Raw genomic sequence first — 26,619 nt, forward strand, 5'->3', positions numbered from 1 at the left:
GAGCCTTTGCTCCCCTCTTCCGCCATCCCCGCCCGCCTCCATTCCGCTAATATCGCCTTGCTCGGCCATATCGCTTCGCTTGGCACCCCAGCCACCAGCCATGATGGTGGCCGTCGTTGACACCCTCCCGGATAGTGCCGGTGCTGGCACTATGCCGCAGCGTCCCGTTTCAAATAGTGTTAAAGATCTCTTGTCTGATGGCATATGAGACTGATTTTCAATCGAAAGGAGGTTAAATACCGACTTGCCGGAGGCGATGAGACGGCCAGACGCCATCTCGGGTGCCGTCATTCAGTTTCAGATCCTGGTAATTCACACAAAAAATCAACCTCACCGCCCCTATTCATTTACCTGTTTTCTACCTGGATCGCACGAATCATGGCCTGGGTAATTTTTCGTGTCGTTTTTTTACTATTTCTGCATTTCTCCCCTTGCCCGGGGTCCAGAGCCTGCCTAAAATCGCGCGTCTTTTATCAACCCCTACCTCTATTGCTGGAGAACACCACGTGAGCGAAAAATTGGCCAACCCTGCCCCTCTGGGTCTGATGGGTTTCGGTATGACCACCATTCTGCTGAACATCCATAACGCAGGTTTCTTCCCCATCAGCGCCATGATCCTGGCCATGGGCCTGTGCTATGGCGGCCTGGCCCAGATCATCGCCGGTATCATGGAGTACAAGCGTGGCAACACCTTCGGTGTCACCGCCTTCATCTCCTACGGCACCTTCTGGTGGAGCCTGGTGTTCCTGCTGATGATGCCGGGCATGGGTCTGGCCGAAGCCACCCCCCACGCCTTCATGGGCTGGTATCTGCTGATGTGGGGCATGTTCACCCTGTTCATGCTGGTCGGCACCATCAACTACCCGCGCGTGAAGCAGTTCGTGTTCGCCTCCCTGACCGTGCTGTTCTTCCTGCTGGCCGCCCGTGACTTCACCGGCAGCGCCCTGATCGGCACCATCGCCGGTTTCGAAGGCATCATCTGCGGCGCCAGCGCCATCTACCTGGCCATGGCCACCGTGATCAACGAGCAGTATGGCCGCACCGTGCTGCCCATCGGCGATCACAAGAAAGCCGCCACCGTGCAGCTCAAGGCCGCCGCATAATCCGCGATCATCTGGCGCCCGCGCCGATGCAAAAAAAGGCACCCCCTGGGGTGCCTTTTGTTTATCAGGCGGCTTGCCTCGCAGCTTGACCCGCTGCGGGGACCCTACTCTCCCGCCAGCAAGCGGGTGGCCGGGAAGCGGGCCGCCGGCTGCTGGCCGAAGAACAGCACGAACTGCTCGTACACGGCGGGATAGGCCCCCCGCAGCCCCAGCGGATCGGTGAAGAAGCTCTCGCAGCACACCGCGAAGAACTCGGCAGGATGCTCGGCGGCATAGGGATCGATGGCGGTCGGCTCGTGGCGGGCCAGCTGGGCACTCAGCTCATCGAACGCACGCTGCATGGCCTGGGTCCACCGGCGCGGATCCATCCCGCTCGGCAGCGGCGGCGCCCCATCGGCATTCCCCCCCAGCATGTCGAGCTTGTGGCTCAGTTCGTGGATCACCAGGTTGAAACCGTCCCAGTCCCCGTCCTGCTGCAGCTCGCTCCAGGCCAGCACCAGCGGCCCCTGGGGCCAGGATTCCCCGGCATTCTCCTCTTCCCATTCGCTGACCAGGCCGAACTCATCCTGCACCTCCTGGCGGCGGGTGACGGGCTCGGGGATGATGATCACCTCGTGAAAGCCGCGATACCAGTCCAGCCCAAGGTGCAGGATAGGCAGCGCCGCCTGCAGGGCCAGCACCGCCTGCTGGCGGGACGTGAGCTCGACCCCGATCTGGGTCAGCGTCTTGCGGGCCAGAAACTGCTGGGCCAACTTCGTCAGCCTCGCCTCGTCGTCCTCGGAGAAACCTTGCAGTATGGGCACGGCCGCCAGGGCCTGCCGCCACTCCAGCGCCCCGGGGGCATTCTCCTGCCGGGGGGATGAAGGATAAAACCACTTCCATAATCGGGACCAGAACACACGGACTCCTCTTGCCACCTCAGAACAACTTCACGAACCGCTTCGGGCGCTCAAGATAGCCCTGCGCCAGGTAGAAGCGATGGGCCCCCTCCCGCTTCAGGCTGCTGGAGAGCTCCAGCTGGCCACAGCCTTGCGCCTGCGCCCGCGCCTCTGCCGCCGCCAGCAGCAGGGCGCCTACCCCCTTCCCTCTTGCACTCTCATCGATAACCAGCGCCGAGATCAGGCCCCAGGCGGGTGCAAGGTGCAAGGGTTGCAGGACATGCCACACCAGGACCCCCACCACCTCGGCATCGAAGCAGGCCAGCAGCACCTCGCGGGCCGGATCCCGCTGCCGCAGGCGATCCACTATCTCGAGCGCCCCGGTCGGGTAGCCCAGCTGCTCGAACAGGCGGGCCATGGCGGCCCCATCCCCCTGCTCGGCGAGGCGGACCATGCCACCATTGTCTTCCATTTTCATTCCTGGCCTCACATTTGCTTTCTATCAACCGGCGACCCGCAAAGTGATCGACACGGGGCATTTCCGAATCTTGTCCAGCCCATTCTGTCATTTGTTATTGCCAATTCACAAATTAACAAACCGACAACATATTTCACTAGGAAGCCCCTGCACAAATCGATATGTTAAAAGCCGCAGACTTACCAGTCGAAAGTACTGCACTAACCTGAGTGACCCTCTTGGTCACCACAGATTTCAATATTTTAGGGAGCGAGGCACAGACCTCGCCAAGACAGCGCAACAAAGGAGTTGTTGTACATGAATGAGATCGTCAATGCCATCAATGGGGTGATCTGGAGCCCCGCGCTCATCTATCTGTGTCTGGGGGTAGGCCTCTACTTCTCCCTGCGCAGCCGCTTCCTGCAACTGCGCCATATCAAGGAGATGGTGCGGTTGATGTTCGATGGCAAGAGCACCGATGCCGGTGTCTCTTCCTTCCAGGCACTGGCCATGACCCTGGCCGGCCGGGTCGGTACCGGTAACATCGCCGGGGTCGCCACCGCCATCACCTTCGGCGGCCCGGGCGCCCTGTTCTGGATGTGGATGGTCGCCTTCCTCGGCGCCAGCTCCGCCTTCGTGGAGTCCACCCTGGGTCAGGTCTACAAGGAGAAGATCAACGGTGAGTACCGCGGCGGCCCGGCCTTCTACATCGAGAAAGGGCTCGGCATGAAGTGGTACGCCTGGACCTTCGCCATCTCGACCATCTTCGCCTGCGGCGTGTTGCTGCCGGGGGTGCAGGCCAACTCCATCGGGGCCAGCCTGCAGACCGCCTTCGCGATCGATCCTAACGTCACCGCCGCCGGTCTGGCGCTGCTGCTCGGCTTCATCATCTTCGGCGGCGTCAAGCGGATCGCCAGCTTCGCCAGCACAGTGGTGCCCTTCATGGCGCTCGGCTACATCATAGTGGCCTGCGTCATCATCGCCCTCAACATCGGTCAATTGCCCGGTGTGCTGCTGCTGATCTGGAAGAGCGCCTTCGGCATGGAGGCCGGTTTCGGTGCCATCCTGGGCCTGGCCATCATGTGGGGGGTCAAGCGCGGGGTCTATTCCAATGAAGCCGGTCAGGGGACCGGGCCGCACGCCTCCTCCGCCGCCGCGGTGAGCCACCCGGCCAAGCAGGGTCTGGTGCAGGCGTTCTCCGTCTACATCGACACCCTGTTCGTCTGCTCCGCCACCGGCTTCATGCTGCTCATTACCGGGCTCTACAACGTGCAGGGTCCGGACGGCGCCGCCATCTACACCGGCATCGCCGGTATCGCCGCAGGCCCTGGCTATGTGCAGACCGCCATGGAGAGCATGATGCCCGGCTTTGGCAGCATGTTCGTGGCCGTCGCGCTGTTCTTCTTCGCATTCACCACCATAGTCGCCTACTACTACATCGCCGAGACCAACATCGCCTACATCAACCGCAAGGTGAACCGTCCCTGGCTGACCTTCGTGCTCAAGCTGACGCTGATGGCCTCCACCGTCTATGGCACCGTCAAGACCGCGGATCTGGCCTGGGGTCTTGGCGACATCGGGGTCGGCCTGATGGCCTGGCTCAACATAGGCGCCATCCTGCTGCTGCAGAAGACCGCCTTCGTCTGCCTCAAGGACTATGAGGCCCAGAAGGCCAAGGGGCTGGATCCCGTGTTCCACCCGGAGAGGCTCGGCATCAAGAACGCCGACTACTGGATGGGTCACCGCTCCGAGGACAACCTGAAACAGGAGCAGGACGGCCATCCGTTCGAGCCGGATCGCAAGATCTCCTGAGTCATCACCCCATGACTAGACGAAAAAAATGGCAGCCCTGGCTGCCATTTTCTATTGAAGAGCGCGGTCAGAGCGCGTTGCGCCGCGGCCCGAACGGCAGCCGCCAGCGCAACAGGCTGTTGAGGGTGGCGCGCCACTGGTTGGGCCGCCCCAGGATCTGCCGCTGCAAACGGGTCTCTTCCTTGAGCATCGCCTCATCGCTGCGAGCCCAGGCCTGGGTATAGAGCCGCTTGATCCCCGCCAGCGCATCCGGCGACTTGGTGATCAGGGTCTTGGCGAACTCCCGCGCCTCGGCCAGCGGATCCGCGCAGACCCGACTCACCAGCCCCAGGCTCCTGGCCTCGCTGGCATCGCACTCACGCCCGCTCATGGCGAGCTCCATGGCGGTATCCACCCCCATCAGGTTGCGCAGGGTGACGCTGCCACTCATGTCAGGGATGATGCCCCACTTGATCTCCATCACCGAGAAGCGGCAATCCGGGGTGCTGAAGCGAAAATCGGCCCCCAGCGCGATCTGCAGGCCGCCACCGAAACAGACCCCCTGGGTCACCGCGATCACCGGCACCGGCAACTGGTGCCAGCCATAGGCGACCCGCTGGGCCAGATTGGTCGCCTCGTCCGCCTCCCGTTTGAGGATGTCGAGCGCCGCCACCGGCTGCTTGAGCATGGATTTCACATCCAGCCCGGCGCAGAAGGCGCGCCCCTCCCCGTGCAGGATCACCGCCCGCAGCCCCCTGTGTTGCTGCAACTGGCCGAGCACCTCATCGATGGCGCCGAACATGGCCCTGTCCAGCGCATTGAGCTTGTCCCCCCGCGCCAGCATCACCTCGGCGATGCCGTCCCGGATCTCCCATTTGACCCTTGGTTTATCCATGTCCCCTGTCCTCTCCTGAGCCGATACTGGTCATACCACCAAGTTACCAGACTGTTACCGGCGGGTACAGGGAGGCGAGGGCCTCCGTGCGACTAAAGTCGGCTGGCCCCGCTCCGGCGCCTTTGTCAGACTGGCCTCACGCCCCCGGCCGAGAACCGCCATGACCATTCTGTTCAACTTCAGCCGCCCGCCGTTTGACTGCCTCGGGGAAGCGGAGCGCCAGCGCCTCGGGCAGAGCCTCAGCGTCTGCTATTTTCGGGCGGGCCAGAGGGTGCTGAGCCCGGGGGACACGCCTCCCGGCCTCTACCTCATCATCAAGGGGGCGGTGGAGGAGTCGAGCCCCCACCAGTCGTTCGGCGATTACGGGGTCGACGACCTGTTCGACGTCCGTGCCCAGTTCGATGGCCGCTGCCGCCATGGCTTCAGCGCCCTGGAGGACTGCCTCTGCCAGCTGATCCCCCGCGAGGTGTTCGCGGAGCTCTGCGCCGGCAACCCGGATCTCGCGCACTATTTCACCGCGACCCTGGCCGAGCGCCAGCACCAGCAGGCGCGGCGGGAGCAGCTTGGCCAGCAGAATCTGGCGGAGTTCATCCTGACCCGGATTGAGCCCAACCACCTGCAGCCACCGCTCCTCGTCGAGAGCCGGCTCAGCCTGCTGGCCGCGACCGAAGCCATGGCCAGCCAGGGTAGCGATTGCCTGCTCTATCCCGCCGCCGACGGCAGCCTGAGCCTGGCGACCCGCAAGACCCTGCTCCATGCCCTGACCCTGAGAGGGCTGCCGCTGACGGCGCCGCTCGCGGTGCTGAGCCCGGCGCCGCTGATCGGCCTGCCCCTTGGCAGCTACCTGTTCGATGCCCTGCTGCTGATGACCCGTCACCGCATCAAGCGGCTGGTGGTCTGGGATCGGCAGGAGGTGGCGGGCGTCTTGCACCTGACCCAGGTGCTCGGCCTCTTCTCCGCCCACTCCCACGTGCTGACCCTGCGCATCGCCAGGGCAGACAGCCCAGCCGCCCTGGAAGCCGTCGCCCGGGAGCAGCAACAGCTGACCCGCTCCCTGTTCGGTCAGGGGATCCACACCGCCTTCCTGATGAGGCTCATCGCCACCCTCAACGAACAGCTGATCGCCAAGGCCTTCGCCCTGGCGATCCCGACCGAGGTGCAGGATAAGGTGTGCCTGCTGATGCTGGGATCTGAGGGGCGCGGCGAGCAGATCCAGAAGACCGATCAGGACAACGCCCTGATCCTGCCCAATGATCTGCATTGGCCCGATCGGCAGGCCGATCTGGCCGCCTTCGGCGCCCTGCTGGAGCGGCTCGGTTATCCCCCCTGCCCGGGTCGGGTGATGGTCAGCAACCCGGCCTGGGTGAAGGAGGCCGCGCACTGGCAACAGGAGATCGAACGCGCCTGCCTGGGGGCCAGCGAAGCCGAGCTGCTCTGGCTCGCCACCCTGGCCGATGCCCAGCCCATCGCCGGTGATCGCAGCCTGCTGCCCCCCATCGCCCGCAGGCTAAGGGAGCAGCTCGCCGATCGGCCCGACCTGCTGGCGGAGATGGCCCGCGCCGCGGTCGCCTTTCACACCCCCCTCACCCTGTTTGGCCGGCTGGCCCAGGAGCCGGAGGGGCTGGATCTCAAGCGGGGTGGCCTGTTTGCGCTGGTGCACGGCATCCGTCTGCTGGCGCTGGAGGCCAAGATCCTGGAGACCTCCACCCTGGGCCGCATCGAGGCCCTGGTGGCCTGCGATCGGCTCAGTAGCGACTACGGCGCCAATCTGGCGGAGGCGTTCCGGCTGTTCGTTCGGCTGCGGCTGCGCAGCCAGCTCAAGGGGGGCGACCACAGGGTGCGGGTGGAGGCGCTCAGCCATAGCGAGCGGGATCTGCTGCGCCATGCCCTGCATCAGGTGAAGAAGTTCCAGCAGTGGCTCGTCTTGCACTTTCGTCTGAGGCAATAGCATGTGGAGTCGCTGTCGACGCCAGTGGATTGGCCGGGCTTTTCGTCACGGGGAGTTCGCCCCGCTCTTTGCGCCCGCCCCGCGCGATGAGTGGGTGGCCCTCGATCTCGAGACCACCAGCCTGGATCCCGCACAGGCGGAAATCGTCGCCATCGGCGCGGTGCGCATCCAGGGCAACCGGCTGCTCACCGGGGAGGCACTCTCCTTGCGGGTGCAGGCACCCGCCAGCCTGAGCGCACAATCCGTGGTGATCCACGGCCTGCGCCATCAGGATTTGCAGCAGGGCATGCCGCTGGAGGCCGCGCTGCGCCAGCTGTTGGCCTTCATTGGCCCGCGCGAGCTGGTGGGCTATCACATCCCCTACGATCTGCGCATCTTCAACCTGGCCTGCCAAAAGCAGTGGGGGCTGCGCCTGCCCCAGCGCGGCATAGAGGTGAGCCGGCTCTATCACGATCACCTCTATCGACGCTACCCCGATGCCGCCATCGATCTGCACCTCGGCGCCATCTGCAGTCACCTGGAGCTGCCTCCCCTGCCCGCCCACGACGCCCTCGCCGACGCGGTCACCGCCGCCCTCATCTTCCTGCGCCTGCGCCTGGGCGGCCCCCTGGCTTATCCCAAAGTCTAATTGCCCACCAATAACATTTAATTCACATTTCCATTACATGAGCGGACCTCCTGCTCGGTAGGGACATCCTTCATTCACAGTCGACATTCATGTCATGGAGAAATGCAATGGAACAGCAACGCTATCTGAGGATCCAGCAAGATCCCGTCTTCCAGGAGTTGGTCAGCAAACGCCAACGCTTCGCCTGGACCCTCTCCATCCTGATGCTGGGGCTCTACCTGGCGTTTATCCTGCTCATCGCCTTCGCCCCCGGCTGGCTCGGCACGCCGCTGAGCGAGGGATCTTCCATCACCCGTGGCATTCCCGTCGGCGTGGGCCTCATCCTCGCCTCCTTCGTGCTGACCGGCATCTATGTGGTGCGTGCCAACGGCGAGTTTGACGAGCTGAACCAGAAGATCCTCAAGGGAGTGCAATCATGAAAGGCAAGTCTCTGCTGCTGTTGACCGGCCTGGTCTCCACCCCCCTGCTGGCGGCCGATGCGCTGACCGGCGAGGTGCAACGCCAGCCCCTCAATGTCCCGGCCATCGTCATGTTCGTGGTCTTCGTGGCCGCCACCCTGTTCATCACCTACTGGGCCTCCAAGCGCAACCGCTCGGCCTCCGACTACTATGCCGCAGGGGGCCGCATCACCGGCTTCCAGAACGGCCTAGCCATCGCCGGTGACTACATGTCCGCCGCCTCCTTCCTCGGCATCTCCGCCCTGGTCTACACCTCGGGCTACGATGGCCTCATCTACTCCATCGGCTTCCTGGTGGGCTGGCCCATCATACTGTTCCTGATCGCGGAGCGGCTGCGCAACCTCGGCAAGTACACCTTCGCCGACGTGGCCTCCTACCGCCTCAAGCAGACCTCGGTGCGCAGCCTCTCCGCCAGTGGCTCCCTGGTGGTGGTCGCCCTCTACCTGATCGCCCAGATGGTCGGGGCCGGCAAGCTGATCGAACTGCTGTTCGGCCTGCAATACCACGTCGCCGTGGTGCTGGTCGGCATCCTGATGGTGCTCTACGTGCTGTTTGGCGGCATGCTGGCCACCACCTGGGTACAGATCATCAAGGCGGTGATGCTGCTCTCCGGCGCCTCCTTCATGGCCATCATGGTGATGAAGTCAGTCAACTTCGACATCGGTGCCCTGTTCAGCGAGGCCGTCAAGGTGCACGCGAACGGCGCCGCCATCATGAGCCCGGGTGGCCTGGTGGCCGATCCCATCTCCGCCATCTCCCTCGGGCTGGCACTGATGTTCGGCACCGCCGGCCTGCCCCACATCCTGATGCGTTTCTTCACCGTGAGTGACGCCAAGGAAGCGCGCAAGAGCGTGTTCTACGCCACCGGCTTCATCGGCTACTTCTACATCCTGACCTTCATCATCGGCTTCGGCGCCATCCTGCTGGTCAGCACCAACCCGACCTTCAAGGATGCCACCGGCGCCCTGCTGGGCGGCACCAACATGGCGGCTGTCCATCTGGCCGATGCGGTGGGGGGCAGCCTGTTCCTCGGCTTCATCAGCGCCGTGGCCTTCGCCACCATCTTGGCGGTGGTCGCCGGCCTCACCCTGGCGGGCGCCTCCGCGGTCTCCCACGACCTCTATGCCTGCGTGATCAAGCAGGGCAAGGCCAACGAAACCGACGAGCTGCGCGTCTCCAAGTACACCACTGTGGTGCTGGGGGTGGTCGCCATCGGTCTGGGGATCCTGTTCGAGAAGCAGAACATCGCCTTCATGGTGGGCCTGGCCTTCTCCATCGCGGCAAGCTGCAACTTCCCGGTGCTGTTCCTCTCCATGTTCTGGTCCCGCCTGACCACCCGCGGCGCCGTCTACGGTGGCTGGCTGGGTCTCATCAGCGCCGTGACCCTGATGATCCTGGGCCCGACCGTGTGGGTGAAGGTGCTGGGCCATGCCGAGGCTATCTTCCCCTACGAGTACCCTGCGCTCTTCTCGATGCTGCTGGCCTTCGCCGGGATCTGGTTCTTCTCGGTCACCGACAAGTCCCAGAATGCCAGCGACGAACACGCGAAATTCATCCCGCAGTTCGTGCGCTCCCAGACCGGACTCGGCGCCTCCGGTGCCTCCGCCCACTAAATTGCTCTCGTCGATCCCAAGCCGGCCCTGTGCCGGCTTTTTTCATGGGATCTCACTCACTTGTCATGGTGCCAGATCACAGTTCTCACTAAAACTTTCGGGGGATCTGTGCCATAATGCGCGCCATTTGACAGACCAACCGGGACATCTCCTTTGTTAAGCAGCAACAACACTTATATGTAAGCTAAAACCCCCGAAAGCCGCGCCATATCTGGGCTTTTACAGGATTATCACAACATCTCCGTTCGCTTTCCTCCCGCATTTCCCCGCAGTTTCCCTCTCGATTTGCCCCAAAATTGCCCCAAAAATACCCCAGAATTTTCCATTGGTTATCCCATCTGTACGCATAGAAAAGCCCGCACAGTGGCGGGCTAATCCGAATCCTTCTGCGTCATGACGCAGTGGCTTCATCGCGAAGTTTCTCAAGAATGCGCGCGAGTCTATCTTCCTCCTGAGGTGTCAGATCCAAGGTATCGATAAGGTCTTCTAATTCGGTTAGTGATGATTCCATCCCGTGTCTCCCGTTCTCTCTCAGCCTCTCGGCTGTGAATCACTGTATGAATATACAGTGACGTGAGGGAATTTATCATTTTTGGACCGCTTTGGGTATTAAAAAAGGGGCCTAAGCCCCCTTCATGAATCATGTCCTTCTCAAAACTGTGAGCCAAATTTCACCAGATACTAATGAGTACATTCACAGCAAAACCAATCAGGACAATGATGAAAGCGAAGGCCATGAAAGTCTCTAGGCTCTCCCGATTGGATTTACTGAAACACCAGATCCCTATCGCGAACGGTATCAGTGCCAACGTGAAACTGATGCTGAACGCTTTAAGCGCCAGCACCATGCATCCGATCGCAAGCAACAGCCACATGGTTGAGCCCCATAGATAAAGGCCTCAGTCTACTTCCATCAATATGACCATGGCAGGGCCGCTATTCCCAGTTCCGCCGGTTGGTACTGACTGCCTGGTACACGAGGTCATTACGACGAGCCAGCAGCTCATCGATGCGCCGGCGCTTCTCCTCAGCCCCCATGATCTTGTCACGCTGGATTAGCTCTATCTTGTTGCGCACCACCCTAACTTGCTGCTGTGTGCGGCTCAGGCTACGGCGTGATTTGAGGATCCCACCCTGTTCCGTCAGCAACTCACTGGCCTTATCTGTCAGCCCCTCGCTGCGGTACTGGTCCACTGTACGCTTGAGCTGGTTTACCTCGCTCAGCATCCGGTAAAACTCTTCCATGTGCTGGGTAGACTTGGCCGGCCCGGTGCCGCGGTACACCGCTTTCACCAGTGGGATCTCGTCGGCGCGCCAGGCTGCTGACTCTCCCGGTCTGGCCGCACGGATCAGGCCATCAGCTGCTGCCATTACATAGCTGCCCATGGTGCCGGTATAGCCGATCACAAGGTGCTCCAGTTGCTTTGGTGATAAGCCAGACATCTCGCCAAGATCCCGCATCAGCAGGCTGGTCTGTTCGTTGTAGCGCGCCTCGGCACGCACGGCCAGATCCTGTGGGCTGTCGATAGGGCCACCCTTGAAGAAGTCATAGTTTACCGTTGTCTCCACCACCGGCTTTGCGATCTGGGGGATCGGGTTGAGCGCGAAGGTGTCGCCTATCGCCCTGGCCACCGCCTTGCCGAACTGGGCGCCAGTGTCCTTGTCACCCAGGGCACGCACCATGCGCTCCGGGATGGTGCCGAACATCACCCCAATCTCGAACGGCTTGGGGATCCGGAAGTGCTGATCGCCGACAAAGAAGTGCCAGTTGGCGTCTTTATCCCAGTCCGGCAGCTCCTCATATCGCTCATCGTCCCAATTGGCGGCCAGCAGTCCGAGTGACATGGCAGTGATCATGCCAGCCCGCTTGGCGATTTCGCGCGGATTATCACGCAGTTCCCGCGTCAGCTTGCCAAGCCCCTGTAGGCGGGCATTGAAGAACGGTAGGATCATGGCCGCCCCCTGAATGGCGCGGGCCGCCCCCAGCATGGAGAAGTCCATCAAATCCTTCGACTCGAATGCCGCCTGGGCGTGGCTCTTGCCTGCCTTGATGGCCGCATCATATACAGCCTCACGGTTGCCATTCTCCACTGCCTCACCAAGTCTGCTGTACTTCTCCCACACGTCAGCCACCACGCCCTTGGCATGCGCCGCATTGCGGATGATGGACTTCTCATAACGAGCAATCTGCTCCGGAGTCATCCCCTTGCGCCGCAGCGACTTGCGCACGGTATCGGCCATAGCCCCAGGGTCATTGCCGTTGACGTAGCCACCCAGGAAGCTGGCCCCGCTGAACATCACATCGATGGTGCTACCATCCATCGCCAGGGTCTTCTTCACCCCACGAATAGAGCCAATCACCGGCTTGAAGCCATCCTTGCTGATTGCCCAGCTGGAGAGGGAGTCGCGCAAGAAGTTGCGCAGCATGAACTCGGGTGACGCTGTGACCCCAGCCGTCAGCAGGCGCTTGGCTTTGGCGGCCACGTTGACCATGGCGCCGAACTGCTGGCGATCGAAGAAGGTCATGGCGCGATAGAGGTCCGGATCCTCAACCCGGATCATGTAGTCCTCCCCCTCCAACTTCACGGTGATCAGGTCTTTCCCATTCTTGAGAGCACGCCAATCCATCATGTTGGGTTTGGCAACTACCTCGATGATGCCGGTGTCAGCCAGGTTCCAAACCGTCTTCTGGGCCGCCATGTTCTTCATGGAGGCGTCGATCAGCTTGCTGGTGCTGGTGAAGATGTTCTCGAGCAGATCGTTGGTGTTGGCCTCCCCGCCCTTGAGCTTCTTGATGCCCGCGTTCTGGTTGGCAATGCCCCTCGGCTTGAAGGGGGCAATAACATCGCCATCGTCAGATTCACGGAAGAAGGGAATGTACCACTCGCTTTCAAACTCAGCCCGCGCCTCCTGGGTAAACAGTCCTGCCTCCTGCGCCAGATCAAGGGTGGCGGCATTGAGGCGGTTCCAGCGGGCCTTGGCCTCCATGAACTTGGCCTCTTTGCCTTTGCCCTGGGCTTTGAGCGCAGCAATGTCATTGGCATCGAGCAGGTTCTCGCGTCCCTGAGCCAGTAGGATCTCCGCCCGGTGACCAGCCATCCAGCCAAGCCAGTTGTGAAGGTCACTCCCCAGATCCGAGAAGATGCCGAGCAGGGCATCTTTTTCGCCAGTGCCGGCCTTACGCTGGATCACTCCGTCCTTCCACTCCGGCAGGCCATAAAGCATGGTGGCCTGCATAGTGGAGGCCGCCCCGGTCGCCATGCGTGCAGCCACATAGCCGGAGTCTGCCGCGTCAGTTATGCCTGCGGCATCCTCGGCGTATTTGATCGGGGCCAGCGCATCGAGCACCTCGGTGTTGGCTTTCTTGATGAAGCGATCAACCCAGGACTCCACCACGCCACGGTCAACCGCGCGCAGCTTGTCCAGATTGGCCTTGGTCTTGTCGATGATGTCAGGCTTTGCGCCGAGATTGAGCTTTCCCATAGCCTTGTCTGCGGCGGTGGCCGTCTGGCTCATCTTGATGCCGCCCTTCTTGGTTGGTGGCTGTGCCTCCTCCTGACTGAACTTCTTGCCGCCATCGGGGCCATCGTCATCAGGGCCTTTACGCTTCATCTTCTTGCCCAGCCCCTCTATAAGGCTTCGAGTCTCAGCAGCGGTAATGCCCTCCGGCACAAAACCTACGGCACGCAGTGCCCGGGTTACCCAAGCAGCCACGCTATCCCAGCCACGGCGCCAGGCGCTCTGCTCCAACTCTGCAAGATGGGCAACAACCTCCTCGGCCTTGGTACCGATGTCCTCGTCGGCATAGTGAGTGTCTACCCAGTCCCACACCGCCTTCATGCTTGGATCTTTCTTGGACTGGATCAGGCGGCTCATCAACTTGGTGTATTCCCCATCGCCAAGCACGTTGGCCAAGCCATAGTGGGCCAGCACTTCATGCCGGAGGATCTCGCGCATCCGCTTGGGGTCTGAAATCGTATCTGCGGCCACATGCAGAGTGCCGCTATCGTCATCGAATGCTGCGCGCCGGATCAGACCCTCTTTGGCATTGAGCCCCAGAGCCAGCTCAAGCTCGCCTTGGGTGGTGTGGATCTGCACATCGATACCATTCGCACCCTGATACCGTTTGAACCAATCCTTGGTGATCAGTTCAGACTCCTTTTTGGATAGATGCTGTGATGGCTTATCCCCTTGGGCCATGGCCTGCTTGGAGAAGCTGACCGTTTTTGCCGATTTAATCGTGGGCTGGTTGGCAATAGGCGATGTAGTGTCTCCCCTCTTCACCCAGCGTTTGAATTCCTCCACCGGCATAGCCTTGATGGAGCCCAACCCTTCCCAACCCTGTTCGTAGTTCGCCAGATAGCCGGCACGGGCAGCCTGCTCATCGGCAAAGCCCATCATCACTTTGTGCTCGTCAAACTTGCCGGTGCTGGGGTCCACCTGATCCACCACATAGACCATCTCGCTATCGGGCTGATCACCAATGAACACATCAACGTGATCACCGTCCGCCCCTAGGGTGCGTTTGATGTAGCCGTAGTCATGGACCATGGTTGACTGCCACGCCTTGCCATCCCGATCGGTACCGGAACGGATGGATCCCCTGGGGTTCTCAAGCGCGATTTCCAGTCCCTGCAGCTTGAGGTGGCCCTTCTTGTAGTTCCCCGCCTCCTTCTGCGCCTCGGTGGGCTCCGGCGCTACGTCGGCACGAGCAGCTTCGAGCTGCTGCACCGGCTCGCTGGCGACAGCCATGGCGAGCTCCCGCACTTTGGCCACAGACGGCTTGGCCACCAACATGCCATCCCGACGTGGGATAGCCTTCACCCCGTGATCCTTGGCCCACTGCTTGATGGCGGGCACCTCCCCCCTCAAGGTCAGGGTACTGTCAGGGTTATCGACCATCTCTGTCCAGGGCGTCGAGGTTGCGGGCCCAGAAACAGCAACCCCGGCATCAGTGGCCGGGGTTGTCAGTGTTGGGTCATTCTGCTGCTGTCCATCTGGTGCAGGTAGAGCAGGAGGGCGATCTGTCGGATCTCCGGTTCCAGTTCGCTCGGTGAGTCCGGCAGGGGCTGTTCCAGTGCCCGCTGCAGCTGGTTCGCCTGCGCCAGGCTGATCACCTTGTCGTTCACGGCTGATTGCAGGTGTCGGGGCAGGCTGGTCATGGAGCACCTCGGATTGTTCGCTGGAAGGAATAAGATCGCGGTAGCCGGTATCGACGGCCGGTGCGAGTTGTTGGGGCTGGCTGGGGGTGGGCTGTTCGGCCCTCACCTGCTTCACCTCGGCGATCTCGGCCACACCAAAGCCGCCGCCATTGAGGGGGACCGGGGTCTCCTTGCCCTTGCGGCTGGCCATGGCAGCCTCTTTCTCGCTGGCAAAGGGCTTGCCTTTGCGGGTAATGCGCAAGGTCTGGAGCGGGCCAAAGATGCTGTCAGTCTCAGCGCCGACCGGCACATCTCCCTTCATCTGCGTAGCATCGGGCTGTCGCTGATCGCTGCCATAGATCACATCGCGGTGCGGGAGCTCGGTGCCAACCTCGCGCCCATCCCCGTCAATGGTCGCCCCAGGCAGCGCGATATTTTCTTGCTCCGCAACCGCTTCGGGCGGGAGCAGATCCCCCTCCTGCCCGCTCTGCCACCGGGTGCGCTCGCTGCCTCGAAACTGAGGACCGGGTCCGGCCTGGCGATCATCGTGGTCACCCGGCGCGGCCACCCCGTCCCCTTTGTGCTTGGCATTGGCGTCACCGGCAAAGATCACATCTTTGAGCGGCAAGGTAGGGCGCTGCCCCTCCACCGCCACCTGCAGGGCGCTCTTGTTGCCAGCAAAGGGGTCAGTCCCCAGCTCACCACCCTGCACACGCTCATAGAGGCTCTTACCCTGCTCACCCCCCTGGACCTGGATAGTCACCAGCTCCTGCACTGAGGGGCCAAACTCACCAGCCAGGGCACGCTGCACCTCGCTATCCTGGGCCAGCCCCTTGAACCGGTCAGCAGTATCGTCCTGTCGTAGGTATGCTGGCACATCCCTCATTTCGTCGAACTGGCTTGGGCTGGGGCCGAGTGGGTTTTGCTCGCTACTTGCCTGCAGTGGATCCGTCAGACCATCCACGGCAGCGGCCAGATTAGGCTGTACCATCTGATCATGCTCAGTGGTCGGAGTAAGATCAGCTGCAGGCATGGGCTCCGCAGCTGGAGTAGAAGCCGCATCATCCATCATCACCGATGCGGGGTCAGCGAGCGGATCTTTGGTGCCCTGCTCCTGGCCATCGGCATGCTTACCGCTTCGCAATCCACCAACCGCCCCCACCGCTCCGCCGGTACCCATCCCGATCATGCCACCCTCGAGCGCACTCGACACCACGCCTTTCATCGGGTCGATGTCGGCAGCGGCTACCTCGTTCAGCGCCTCGTTCACTGCGTATTGCTGAGTACCCTCTTCAAGGGTCTCACCGATCCCCTCGCCAAGCGCCCCTTTGGCAGCCCCTTTCAGCATGCCGCCAGCCGCAGCCTTACCTGCCAGCATCTTGAACAGCATGGCGTCACCCATCATGGACCCCATGGCAGCCGCGCCCCAGGTCTTGGCATCGCTCATGGTCGCGCGACTGGCAACGTTGGCCGTCTCCTCCCGGGCCATTGCCAGCTTCTCCTCGTCGGAGAGGTGTGCCGTTTGCTGATCCTGGTCGATGCGGGTGAAGGATTGGCGGAAGGTGTCGCTCGCTGCCAACTCGTCATAGCCCATCGTGAGCACGGACTCTTTGGCGTTCACCCCCGCACTGCCAACCGACCCGGTCGCACCAGTGGTGACGGCTGCGCCGGTGGCAAGCTTGGAGACGGCCTTGGCTGCTACCGCCTCGGCAACTTCCTGAGTCGCTCCACGTTTGACCATGGAAGCGGTGACAGCGCGGCCAATTGAGGCTTTAGCAGCCAAACCAGTGACTCCACCTGCCGCCAGGGTCGGCAGCAGGGATCCAATCCCTTGCGCCATTTTCATAGCCCAGACATCGATATCCCCCGAGCCATCCCCCAGGGTCAGGCGCCCCTCCGGCGTTTCATCAACCAGTCGGCGGCTCATGGCCTCTTTGGCATCTGGGCTCATGCCTTCGGCAAGTGATTCGGCGCCAGACTTTGCCAAGTCACCCGCCCCGGCAACGAAGTCCAGCACGGGACTGAGTTTGCTGGCCAAGTTGGCACGCGACTGCTCCAGGTAGTCACCTCCCTGCTTGCCGGCATTCTCTTTGCCAAATTCGCTGGCTTGACCGGCCAACTCACCGATCCCGCCTACCAGATCCAGCGCGCCAGCACCGACGCCGCGGGCAAGGTCGCCAAGCCCCACATCAAGATTGCGAGCTGGGGCGGCGGTGGAGAGGGGCTGGGCGGCAGAGGTGGCAGACAGGCTGCTATCAAGGTCGCCCCAAAATTGATCGTTACGGGTGTCGGATTGTTGCGGCTGTGGCAGGGCGTCACGCAGTCCAGGCTTGTCCATGGTGTCCTCGGCTTTCGGGCAAAAGAAAAGCCCCGAACGGCGAACCGATCAGGGCTTTGTAGGATGGGGCGGCCAGCATGCAGACTGACCGACTATGGGGAGATGCTAACGCTGGGAGTGAGTTATGGCAACTACTGGCGGGCCTGCGCCAGACTCATTGCCTGATAGGCATTGGTCTCTGTGTCACGTAGTCGGTTCGCAGTGACGGTGGCCTGCTCTGCCGCCTTCTGCTTGGTTGCCTGCTGGCGCCACAGCTCAAAGGCGGTGTTCATCCTGGTCGGGTTATCCAGTAGGCTGCCCAGCTTGCCATGCTGGTTCGCCTCTTTGATGAACTGCAGTCGGTCAGGATCACCGCCAGCCCACTCCTTAATGGGTGCGCTGGCAACCGGTTCATCACGCTGGCTGGTCATGCCATAGGTGTCAGCCAGCGCCGCCTTGCTCTGCTCCAGTTGGGCGTCCAGTGCTTCCAGCTGCATATCCTTGTCCTCTGCATTACTGGACGAGATCCGCGCCCTGTTTTGGCCGTGTTGATTCTCAAGATCGGTAACCGCCTTCTTGTAGCCAGCCTGGTCCGGTCCAGCCGTCAAACCAAGAGAAGTCCGCAACTGGTCAGCATTGCCGATCATGTGTTTGGCCAGCGCCGCGCGCTGGTAGGCCGGTTTCAAGAAGTCGTTGATGGGGATCACCTTGGGGTGATCGTCAGGAGATGAGGTGCGATTACCGGTAACGGGGCGAACATCGGTGCTGCCGTCGTCATAAGTAACCGTAACCCCCAGCACAACACCGCGCCCATCGGGGCTCACCATGATGTTGCTCAGTTGCTTGCCAGTGATTGTCTTCCCGCTCTCCGGGTCGATATCCCCAACCCCTTTGGATACTTCGTCCCGATAGATAGTACCCGCAGCTTTGATGAACTTCGGATCATTGATGAGTGTATGCCCTTCAGGGGTTGAAGGATCCAGCTTGCCATCCTGAGCCTGGCGCACCAGGTTGCCAGCATAGGTGACAAAGGTCTTGCCGGCCTCTGCATATTCCGGCTCGAGGTACCGCTCCGGATTGAATGAGCCGGCCCGTTGGTCCCGCACGACAGACCAGAACTGCTGCCCGGGATCCTTTCCTTCTGAAACCGCTTGCCAACCAGATTGGATGATTGGCATGTTTTCCTGTTGGAATAGCTGCTTGTCCCGCTGCTCAGTCTGCCACTGATACTCCTGCTGTTGGCGGGCCTCGCCGGCAGAAGCCCGGCGTTCAGCCGCATTTGCCCGAGCTTCAGCCGACTTTGCTTGCCGCTCATTAAGCGCGAACTCTTTCTCGTAACGGGCATCCCCAAGGCCATCCCGCTCTTTGGCGTAATCAACACTTTCTTTATACCGCTGATCCGCAACCTTCTGGCGGTCCTGCTCGTTCTGCCACATGGCATCCCGCAACCCCATCTCCTGGCCCCTGCGTTCGTCTTCTTTCTGCCCTCGCTGATACCGGTCCATTGTGTTGAACCCAGCCAGAAAGCCCTCTGCCAATCCTGAAACACCCATCCCCTACTCCCCCTTAAAACAGGCTGTCTGCCAGAAAACCAACACCTGCACCAATGGCAGTGCCGATTCCCGGCATAACCAACGTGCCTACTGCCGCCCCCGTGCCTACTGCACTCATCGTCTGCTGCTTACGAGCTGACTTGAGGTTTTTGTTGGCCATCTCTACCTCTTCCTCTCGGTTAGCCGCATCACGCAGTCCAGACATTCCCTGTTGGCGCGTTTGGGCGCCAATGTCCAATATCCCGTACCCCATTACATACCCCCACCGGTTTTGATTGCCTCACGCAGCCCGGCATCGGCGCCGGTCAAGATCCCCATCTGGCGTGCCTGTTCCTGCTCGCGCAGGCCATTTTCAGTACCGGCGGTCATCAGGGCCATGCGCAACCCCTGGCCGTTGTCGTCGGCACTTTGGTTCGTGGATACCCCCATACGAGCCATCCGGTTATCGGTGGCTTGCTTGGCAGCGGCCAGAGAGTTCTGGTTGTTCTGGTCTACCCGGCCAAGCTGATCCCGTAGCAACTGGCCATTTGTCGCCAGTTCCATCAGTTCCTGTTGCTTTGGGTAGAACCTGTTTTTCCAGTCCTGGTATCTATCCCTGGTGATCGTGGCAAATTTGTCTGCGGCATATCCCATGACTTACCCCTTAATAACCTTTGTTCTGCAGCACAGATGCCGTGGGACCGATCTTCTTGTTACCAGCTGCAACTGGGGCATTCATCTGCCCAAGGCCATACGCAGTAGCACCGCCAGCCAAAGTACCGACCAGGCCGGCGGTCGCCTGCTTGTTTTGAAAGGAGGTCTGGGCATCATTGGTGGCCTTGCGCAGGCTGGTGTTAGCCACATCCCCCATACCAGCAAGGGATTCAGCCTTTTGGCCCGCGCCAATGCTCACCACATCTTTGAGCCCGGCCACGAACTTGTCTTGCTGGCTCGACTGGGCCCGGTTGGTCGTGTCGGTCTGGCTCAGGGCTTGATCGGTTTCCAGTGCACTCATTGCCTCCTGGTACTTTCCGCTGGTTGGATCCACTCCGCCCGCAGCAAGGCTGTCCGACAAACCAATGCGAGCCTCACCAAAGGCCTGCGCAGTACCCAGCGCCGCAGTCCCGGCAAGTTTGTCGTATTGCTCTTCATCATTGAGGTCATCCACTTTGTCCATGAAGATGTCCTCATATTGCTGCAGGTCATTCTTGTAGATGTCCCACTGCTCTGTGGCCACATCTGCCGCAGCCTTCTGGGCCTCGGTTTCCTTGATCTCGTTTGAACCACCCTTACCCATCACCCCACCTCACAGGTTGATCTGAAATACATACAGGCCATCAGCATCGTCAGGCTGACGATCCCACCCCATCTTGGGCGCCACTTTGAGCCACCCTTTGCGCGCCGAGTGGAAGCGCAGCCAGCGAGCGCCTATCAGGCGAGCCAGCCGCTTCACCTCAGGCAAGTGCCGCTCCGGTGCTCCACCATCACCCCATCCGATCCACACTAGAACCCCGGTAATGCCCTGCTCCACAACCGGTTTCAGAACAAAACCATCTGCGCCGCGCACAAACAAAAACGCCACCCCGTTACGGATGGCGTCTTGCAGTTCGACGGGTAGGTCGGGGTTGCTGGTGTCCCTTGATATGCGTAGGAGTGGACTCAGCATCAGAACAGGCCCATCAGCCAAACACTGCCACTCTCTACGTACTGCTCGGAAATGTTGCTCACGCTACCGTATGGGACAATCTCGAAGGTGATGCTTGCATTGATATTCCCCGGGATAACAAACGCCTCCTGCAGTGATACCCGCATTGGTATCCGGTTTATGCCAGCAGGGTAGCTCCCTTGGTACATAGATCGGCCCTGCTCCACCCCGTTCATCTTGCAGATCAAGATGATCCCGATGGTCCCGGAGCCAGAGACAACCGCATTACCGGCAATTGGCTTGATGCATACAATGTTGCGGGCGCGCTTGTAGGCCGCAATGCTGAAATTCCCCGACGGTTTTATCAGCGTGGTGACATCCCCAACTATGCGATCTGCATCCAGTGTTCCCCTGATAATGCAGTTTTCGTTGATCGTTACATTGTTCAGCACACCACTATTCGCATTGACGGTACCGGTAAATGTCCCATTCGCGGCATAGAGGCGATCGGTATAAATCGAACCGTCTGCATAGATGATGGTGTGCCATGTCCACGACCAGCCGCCGTATGGCCCCCCTTTACCAAAGCCGGCCGCCCCCCCTGACATGTAGCCATTACCCATGTCGATCACCGCACCACTAATAAATGGTGCAGACAAGCTCACGCCTGCCTTCACATAATCGGCGGTGATCTTCTCTGATTTCAGGATCTGAATGGTGGCCTTGCGGATAATGGCTTCAGCGATGACCACCTGCCCATTGTCGATCGCAAAGAGCGGCGCCATCGGGGTTGCGCTATTGGGGTTGAACACAAACACCTGGCTGGCCGACATAGCGATTTGGCTGGTGCCGTCATTCTTAGCAACGATGCCAATGCCAGCCTTAATATCACCGGCTTGCGCCTTGGCAGTCCACATTGCCTGGGCCCCGCCTTCAAGGGTGGAAATAGCCTTGCTCTGCTGCTGCACGGCTGCATCTAGATCGCCAGCCTTAGCGGTGACCGTATCAATGCGCTTGCCGAGAGCCCCATCAGCGGTTGCCCGAGCCTCCGACTCGCTGGTTATTTGGCCGGTCAGCTGCATATCTGCCGATTTGAAATCAGAGGTAACCTGTTCAATCACCCGCGATAGTGCTCCATCTGCATCAGATCTGGCTTGTGCCTCTCGATCTATCCGCCCGGAAATAGCACTATCGGCATCCTTGTAGGCCGCTTCCTGTCGGGTTACCCGCTCTGATAGCGCAGAGTCTGCATCGCTTCTTGCTCTAACCTCATCAGATATGGCGGAATTGGTGACCTTGTCAGCCGCTTTGAACTCAGCATCAACAACACTGATCCGCTGAGACAAGGCTTCGTCTGCAGTGGACCGAACCAACTGTTCATTGGTGATCTGCGCCTTGATGTCTGCATTGGCAGCGCCGAACTCGGCCGTCAGCTGCTCGACCGTTCTGGCCTGTGCTTCCTGCTGGTTGGCCAGCGTGCTCTGTTGCTGAAGGATGACACCGCGAGCCTTCCTATTTTCCCGATCGCGCTCATCGCCAGCAAGTGCGCCCTCAACCTGACTGATAGCCCCGACATCGACTTCGGATTCCATCTTGTCCTGGCGCTGGCTGAGCGACTCTTCATTGCTGACCACCACACGCTGCAGTTCGGTAATGCTGGCCGAGTTCTCTCCAACCTTCACATCAATGGTGCTGATCCGCTCACCAAGCGCTTTGTCGGCATCAGCCAGGGCCTTGCTCGACTCGGAGAGTGATGCAGACAGCGCAGTATCAGCGGCCTTGAACTCGGTATCGACAGTATGTATCTGCTGGGCAAGCGCTTCGTCCTTGGTGGTCCTGGCCAGCTCCTCGGCCGCGATCCTCGCATTAGACTCCTCAAGCTCGCCGCTGAACTGGGCAACCACCTCAGTTACCCTTTTCGATATCGCCTCATCAGCGGTGACCCTGGCCGACTCCTCCTGAGAGATGCTGGCGGCCAGTTCTGCTGTGGTAGTCGATAGCTCGGCGGCCAGCTGATCCTGCCGTAAAGACAATGCCTCATCTGCTGACGCACTAGATTGCTCCAGCGCCTTGATACTGGCGTTCGCCTTGGCATCGCCATCCTTGTAGTCGGCAGTAATGTTGTCGATGCGCTGAGAAAGCGCGGAGTCTGCATCTGAGGTCACTTTCTCGACGGTAGAGATCCTAGCTTGGGTGGTGGCATCCTTCGCTTCAAACTTCACATTCATGTCCGTGATGCGCTGGGCCTGAGCCTGCTGCTCAGTCAGGATCACCTTCTGCTCTGTGCGGATGGAGCCAAATGCTTTCCTGCTCTCCCGATCCCGTTCATCCCCCGACAGGGCGCCCTCTATAGTGGCAGATGCATTGTCATCATCCTGCCCGCGCTGCAGATCAAGCTCTGCTGTAATGGAATCAAAGCGACCGGCAGTGATGCCGCCGTCATCCTCAATGATCTCCTCGAGCGCCTGGATCTTGGCCTCTGAATCACCCGCCCTCACCTCGAGGCCACTGACTCGCTGAGCGGTAACCCGATCACTCTCCGCAGTAACCCGGGCGAGATCGGTGATGCTCGCCTGCAGCGTTTCATCCCCCTGCTTAACCTGAGCAGTCAATCCATCAAGACGCTGCGCCTGTGAACTCAGCTCATCGGTATGCACTGTCAGCTTGCTTTGGGCGTTAGCCAGCCGTTCACCCTGGGCATCCACCTCTTGCTGTGTGGCCTTCTGGCTCAACTCCCCTTTGGTGGCGTTGAGTTCCTGCCCGATCTCGGTGACCTTCTTCTGCTCTTCGGTGAACTCGCCCTTGGTAACGGTCTGGCTCAGGCTAGCATCAAGGCCATTGATGCGCTGCTCTGCCTCAGTGATGCGCTTGCCCTGGCCATCCACTGTGACATTGTCAGCCTTGCTGGTGATCTGGCCGGCTACGGCATCCAGTCCTTGATGAACTTCGGTGATGGAGGTGTGCAGCTCATCTCGCACGGCATTGACTGCATCCATCGTGATGCTGCCATTTTCGGGATCGACAACAAACACCGCGTCACGGAACGAGTCAAAATCGCCTTTGTACTTATCCAGCTTGGCATTGAGGCGATCTTGCACCAGACCAATTTCGATGCTCGAGTTTCCTAGTTGCTGCTGTGCATCATCCAGCAAGTCCTGAGCAACCTTCTGCCGCTCATCCAGTCCAGCCAGCTCCTGCTCGATACTGGGGATCTTGTTCTCGATGGCATCAACTTTGGGGCGGATCACCTCAATTTCATCAACTTTGGGTTTCAGGAGAGTGATATCAAGCTGTAGCTGTGGGACAGCCTCAATGGGCTTGATCAGCTCCTGCACGAGATGACTCTTTTCAATCTTTCCCTGAAGCTCGTCCAGTATGTCCTGCACATCCCGGCTGGTTTCGGCCACAACGCCACTCACGCCCTGAAATGGGCCATGGTCATCCTTGCCGTTGACGAAACGCACCCAGTAGTAGAACTTCGCCCCCTTCCCAATCGCATCAGAGAACAGGTTTGCTGATGTGGTGCCTACCAGCACGGCATCAGGCTGGTTGTCTTTCTCCGCCCGCCAAATCTCGGCATGGGCATGCCCCCGGTACAGTGGCGAATCCCACTCCACCAGGACAGTGTGAAATGCGCCATTGGCGATAACATTGACCGGGGCATGAGGAAACTCCATCTGACCAGGAGGGAAAAGGTCAGGGTTCTTACCGGGGACGTAAATGCCGCCTGGCCCTGGGCGCAGAGTGGACAGCCCCAAGGCGGTCAACTCCCGGAAGGTAACAGCCTTGTCGAGCCGGTCACCACGCTGCCCTGTCAGCAGCTCTACGTTTTCAGAGGTTGCGGCTTGGTCCCGGCCAGCGCGGTATGCGGGTTTCTTGGCCATCAGTTCACCATCTCCGCCATGCTGCTCGCGAGGGTGATGCGACTCACCACCGAGGTACCGAAAACCTCTATCTGCCAGAGCCGGCCGCGCACAGGGGGCAACCTGAATGCCCCGGGTACCAGGTTGCCAGGGGACAACTCCATCACCAGCTCCCCGTCAACAAACAGCCTGATCCCGACCAAGCCAATGTCTTGAGCCAACACCCTGCAGCAGCTGAACGATGTTCCCTCGGGCGTCATGAAGAGTTTGGATCGCCACACGAACTGGCCGTTGCTGGCACTGCCGCCGCGCCAAATCTGCAAACTGCGGCCCTTGGCCACGAAGAGGGAATCGCTCTCCATATCGGATACCGCGGCATCCCACCTGTTCGTCAGCTCACGGATATCGCCACTTTTGGGGTCAAAGATGAATGCGTGGGTATCAGTTAGGGCCACATACTTGCCTTCGTGGTGCCATGCCCGCATGGTTTCCGGTTTCATGGCGCGCCACTGTTTCCGGGTGATCACCTGCTCGGTAACCACTTGCCCGCCGTTGGCGCCAACGCCTACCAGCCCATCAGGAGAGGCATAGAGCACCACCCCATCCATGGCGACCATAGAGCGCCCGCTGATGCAGGCCTGTGGCAGCTGGCTCAGCTTCTGGGTGGTCACCGAGGCAGGACTCACCCCCTGCGCCAGATAAGGGTATCCCTTGGTCCCAATCACCAAAGTGGTGTCGATAGCGGCGATCGCAACGATGTCGTGCTCTGTGGTCAGCCGGTACTTCTCCGGCCAGGCATAGGGCAGATACGGCTCGCACAGATAGAGGGAATTGCCAGCAAACCCGGCACACATGCCGTTGGCCATTTGGCAAAGCCCACGCAAGCCATCGGGCGGCATGGTGTAGCCGTAGGTCTCCAGCACGGCGCCCAGCTCCCCATCCGCCCGGTTATCGACAAACGATGCTTGAGCAATGGGGATTTCGGCCACCAGCAGGTAATCGGCGATTCCACCACCGGACACAGACCGGTAAATCCGGCGCTTGGTGATATTGCTGTTTTGGGATGTAGGCTGAGTCAGCACCAAGGCAACCGACGATCCAGGGATCGTGATGGTAACTTTTCCGCTGGCTGGCCCAGGTGGCCCCTCTTCTCCCATCGCAGTCACGAAGGTGTCCACATAGAAGCGGGTTTCGTCATCAATGAGATCGTCATCGACACCACCGGATGGCGGCGTAATTGCACCTACTCCAACAGGAACGCCTGGGGCGGGAATACCAAGCCGGTACCACGCCGTCGGCTTGTTGCCTCCGCCAGTGGCGATCTGGGCATGAGTCACCTTGGGGTATTCACCGTCTGTGTAGTAAACCCGGCCGTATGGGTCCTGGGCAATTGGCGAGCGCATGGCCTCCACCACTTTGTTCCAGGCGAACCAGTGCTGACCATAGTGAAAGAGCGTGGTGGGCACGATAGGCAACTCCACGCCTGCGCTGGCGTCGTCCTCCAGTGGGGAGATAACGCCATGGTCAAAATGGCAGTCACAGGCAATCACCGCGACTTCATCAGACAAAATGTGTGGCTCCACGCGCGGCATAGTCCCTCGCATGGTGACGATATCGAGTACGGGCATGGGGATCTCGGAGAGGCAGAAACGAAAAAGCCCCACTCGGGAGAGCAGGGCCATGATGGGTAAATCCTAACGCCGGGCGCGCCAGGAGGCAAGCGCTGGACTCATGCCCACACTCGCACGGGCGTCTCGGGGTAGAGCCGCAGGGCATCGAGGGCACTGGCCAGTGCCTCCGATGTCGTACGCACGTTGGCATGGTAGCCTGGGACGGGGGCCGTCACCGGCACCTGCTCGCCCTCCACTATGGTGGTCTCACCGGTCGGCGCATAAATGGTGCCGAACGCATCGAGCGCGGCAGCAGGATGATAGAGCGCGCCACTGTCGGCGTCCTGGATAAAGCCTGCCGTCTTGAGGGCCAGCGTCATGGCTGACTTGCTGCCTGCCTTGAGGTACAGATCGATCATTGTCATGTGTCTTGTCCTTCCAAAAATACCAGCCGCCGGCACGGCAGGCTGTCCGACACAGCCAGGCAAGCACTGGCATCCCCTGGGCAATCAGGCACTGGTGCAGATGCCAGTCAGCATCGGCCCGGGAAACCGCGCCCTTGGCGCCATAGTCGTTGTCGTGCTGCTTGCAGCAGCTGTTAGTACCAGGGGGAACGGGGCCAAGCCCCGTGCAGTATTGGCGGGTCACTTGATGGCCCTGAGTTGAGCATCTGAGGATGAACGATTCCACTGACGGAAATTACGAATCCTAATGCAAGGCACATGCCCCCACCCACCGAG

The 26,619-nt window shown here is 60.6% G+C and carries 18 protein-coding genes; 6 read left to right on the top strand and 12 right to left on the bottom strand.

What is annotated here, in order from left to right:
- Nucleotides 1-506: 506 nt before the first annotated feature.
- The gene (locus KW821_RS16395) at nt 507-1,103 is read left to right on the top strand and encodes a GPR1/FUN34/YaaH family transporter (protein WP_042653681.1); all 597 of its coding nucleotides are present in this window, start codon (nt 507-509) and stop codon (nt 1,101-1,103) included.
- Between the two features lie 104 nt (nt 1,104-1,207).
- Here KW821_RS16395 and KW821_RS16400 read toward each other — a convergent pair whose 3' ends face one another.
- Entirely contained in the window at nt 1,208-2,002 is a 795-nt protein-coding gene (locus tag KW821_RS16400; protein ID WP_218292193.1) for a zinc-dependent peptidase, read from the bottom strand.
- A 19-nt stretch (nt 2,003-2,021) separates the two neighbouring features.
- Nucleotides 2,022-2,435, bottom strand: a complete 414-nt coding sequence (locus KW821_RS16405; RefSeq protein ID WP_218292213.1) for a GNAT family N-acetyltransferase — start codon at nt 2,433-2,435, stop codon at nt 2,022-2,024.
- 321 nt (nt 2,436-2,756) lie between these two features.
- Between KW821_RS16405 and KW821_RS16410 the strand changes: the two genes are divergently transcribed.
- Nucleotides 2,757-4,250 (top strand): sodium:alanine symporter family protein, encoded by a 1,494-nt coding sequence (locus KW821_RS16410; protein WP_218292194.1) that lies wholly within the window; start codon nt 2,757-2,759, stop codon nt 4,248-4,250.
- A 67-nt stretch (nt 4,251-4,317) separates the two neighbouring features.
- On the opposite strand, the gene KW821_RS16415 is transcribed toward KW821_RS16410, so the two are convergent.
- On the bottom strand, nt 4,318-5,124 hold the full coding sequence (locus KW821_RS16415) for a crotonase/enoyl-CoA hydratase family protein (protein ID WP_218292195.1): 807 nt from the start codon (nt 5,122-5,124) through the stop codon (nt 4,318-4,320).
- A gap of 160 nt (nt 5,125-5,284) precedes the next feature.
- On the opposite strand from KW821_RS16415, the gene KW821_RS16420 reads away from it, so the two are divergent.
- The 4 genes from KW821_RS16420 to KW821_RS16435 all read left to right on the top strand — a co-directional run bounded on the left by KW821_RS16420 (nt 5,285) and on the right by KW821_RS16435 (nt 9,771).
- On the top strand, nt 5,285-7,072 hold the full coding sequence (locus KW821_RS16420) for a putative nucleotidyltransferase substrate binding domain-containing protein (RefSeq protein WP_218292196.1): 1,788 nt from the start codon (nt 5,285-5,287) through the stop codon (nt 7,070-7,072).
- 1 nt (nt 7,073) lies between these two features.
- Nucleotides 7,074-7,700 (top strand): 3'-5' exonuclease, encoded by a 627-nt coding sequence (locus tag KW821_RS16425; protein ID WP_218292197.1) that lies wholly within the window; start codon nt 7,074-7,076, stop codon nt 7,698-7,700.
- A gap of 107 nt (nt 7,701-7,807) precedes the next feature.
- A complete protein-coding gene (locus KW821_RS16430; protein WP_042653674.1) occupies nt 7,808-8,119 on the top strand; it encodes a DUF485 domain-containing protein in 312 nt (103 codons plus the stop codon).
- Nucleotides 8,116-9,771 (top strand): cation acetate symporter, encoded by a 1,656-nt coding sequence (locus KW821_RS16435; protein ID WP_218292198.1) that lies wholly within the window; start codon nt 8,116-8,118, stop codon nt 9,769-9,771. Before KW821_RS16430 ends, KW821_RS16435 begins: the two co-directional genes overlap by 4 nt.
- A gap of 936 nt (nt 9,772-10,707) precedes the next feature.
- Here the strand turns inward: KW821_RS16435 and KW821_RS16440 are convergent.
- The 9 genes from KW821_RS16440 to KW821_RS16480 form a co-directional block, all read right to left on the bottom strand.
- Nucleotides 10,708-17,250, bottom strand: a complete 6,543-nt coding sequence (locus KW821_RS16440) for an LPD38 domain-containing protein (protein ID WP_218292199.1) — start codon at nt 17,248-17,250, stop codon at nt 10,708-10,710.
- 131 nt (nt 17,251-17,381) lie between these two features.
- Nucleotides 17,382-18,782 (bottom strand): hypothetical protein, encoded by a 1,401-nt coding sequence (locus KW821_RS16445; RefSeq protein WP_218292200.1) that lies wholly within the window; start codon nt 18,780-18,782, stop codon nt 17,382-17,384.
- A 13-nt stretch (nt 18,783-18,795) separates the two neighbouring features.
- Nucleotides 18,796-18,942: a hypothetical protein gene (locus tag KW821_RS21740; protein ID WP_256353525.1), complete on the bottom strand. Its 147-nt coding sequence runs from the start codon at nt 18,940-18,942 to the stop codon at nt 18,796-18,798.
- A gap of 92 nt (nt 18,943-19,034) precedes the next feature.
- Nucleotides 19,035-19,415: a hypothetical protein gene (locus KW821_RS16455; protein ID WP_218292202.1), complete on the bottom strand. Its 381-nt coding sequence runs from the start codon at nt 19,413-19,415 to the stop codon at nt 19,035-19,037.
- Between the two features lie 10 nt (nt 19,416-19,425).
- Nucleotides 19,426-20,058, bottom strand: coding sequence for a hypothetical protein (locus tag KW821_RS16460; protein WP_218292203.1), 633 nt, complete (start codon nt 20,056-20,058; stop codon nt 19,426-19,428).
- A 9-nt stretch (nt 20,059-20,067) separates the two neighbouring features.
- Complete coding sequence (locus KW821_RS16465) at nt 20,068-20,427, bottom strand: hypothetical protein (RefSeq protein ID WP_033129915.1); 360 nt, start codon at nt 20,425-20,427, stop codon at nt 20,068-20,070.
- Complete coding sequence (locus KW821_RS16470) at nt 20,427-24,290, bottom strand: DUF1983 domain-containing protein (protein ID WP_218292204.1); 3,864 nt, start codon at nt 24,288-24,290, stop codon at nt 20,427-20,429. The genes KW821_RS16465 and KW821_RS16470 overlap by 1 nt, the downstream gene beginning before the upstream one ends.
- On the bottom strand, nt 24,290-25,951 hold the full coding sequence (locus KW821_RS16475; RefSeq protein ID WP_218292205.1) for a hypothetical protein: 1,662 nt from the start codon (nt 25,949-25,951) through the stop codon (nt 24,290-24,292). Before KW821_RS16475 ends, KW821_RS16470 begins: the two co-directional genes overlap by 1 nt.
- Before the next feature lie 47 nt (nt 25,952-25,998).
- On the bottom strand, nt 25,999-26,304 hold the full coding sequence (locus KW821_RS16480) for a hypothetical protein (protein ID WP_218292206.1): 306 nt from the start codon (nt 26,302-26,304) through the stop codon (nt 25,999-26,001).
- Between the last annotated feature and the right edge of the window lie 315 nt (nt 26,305-26,619).

The sequence above is a fragment of the Aeromonas sp. sif2416 genome (genome assembly GCF_019218665.1).
Lineage (GTDB): Bacteria > Pseudomonadota > Gammaproteobacteria > Enterobacterales > Aeromonadaceae > Aeromonas > Aeromonas encheleia.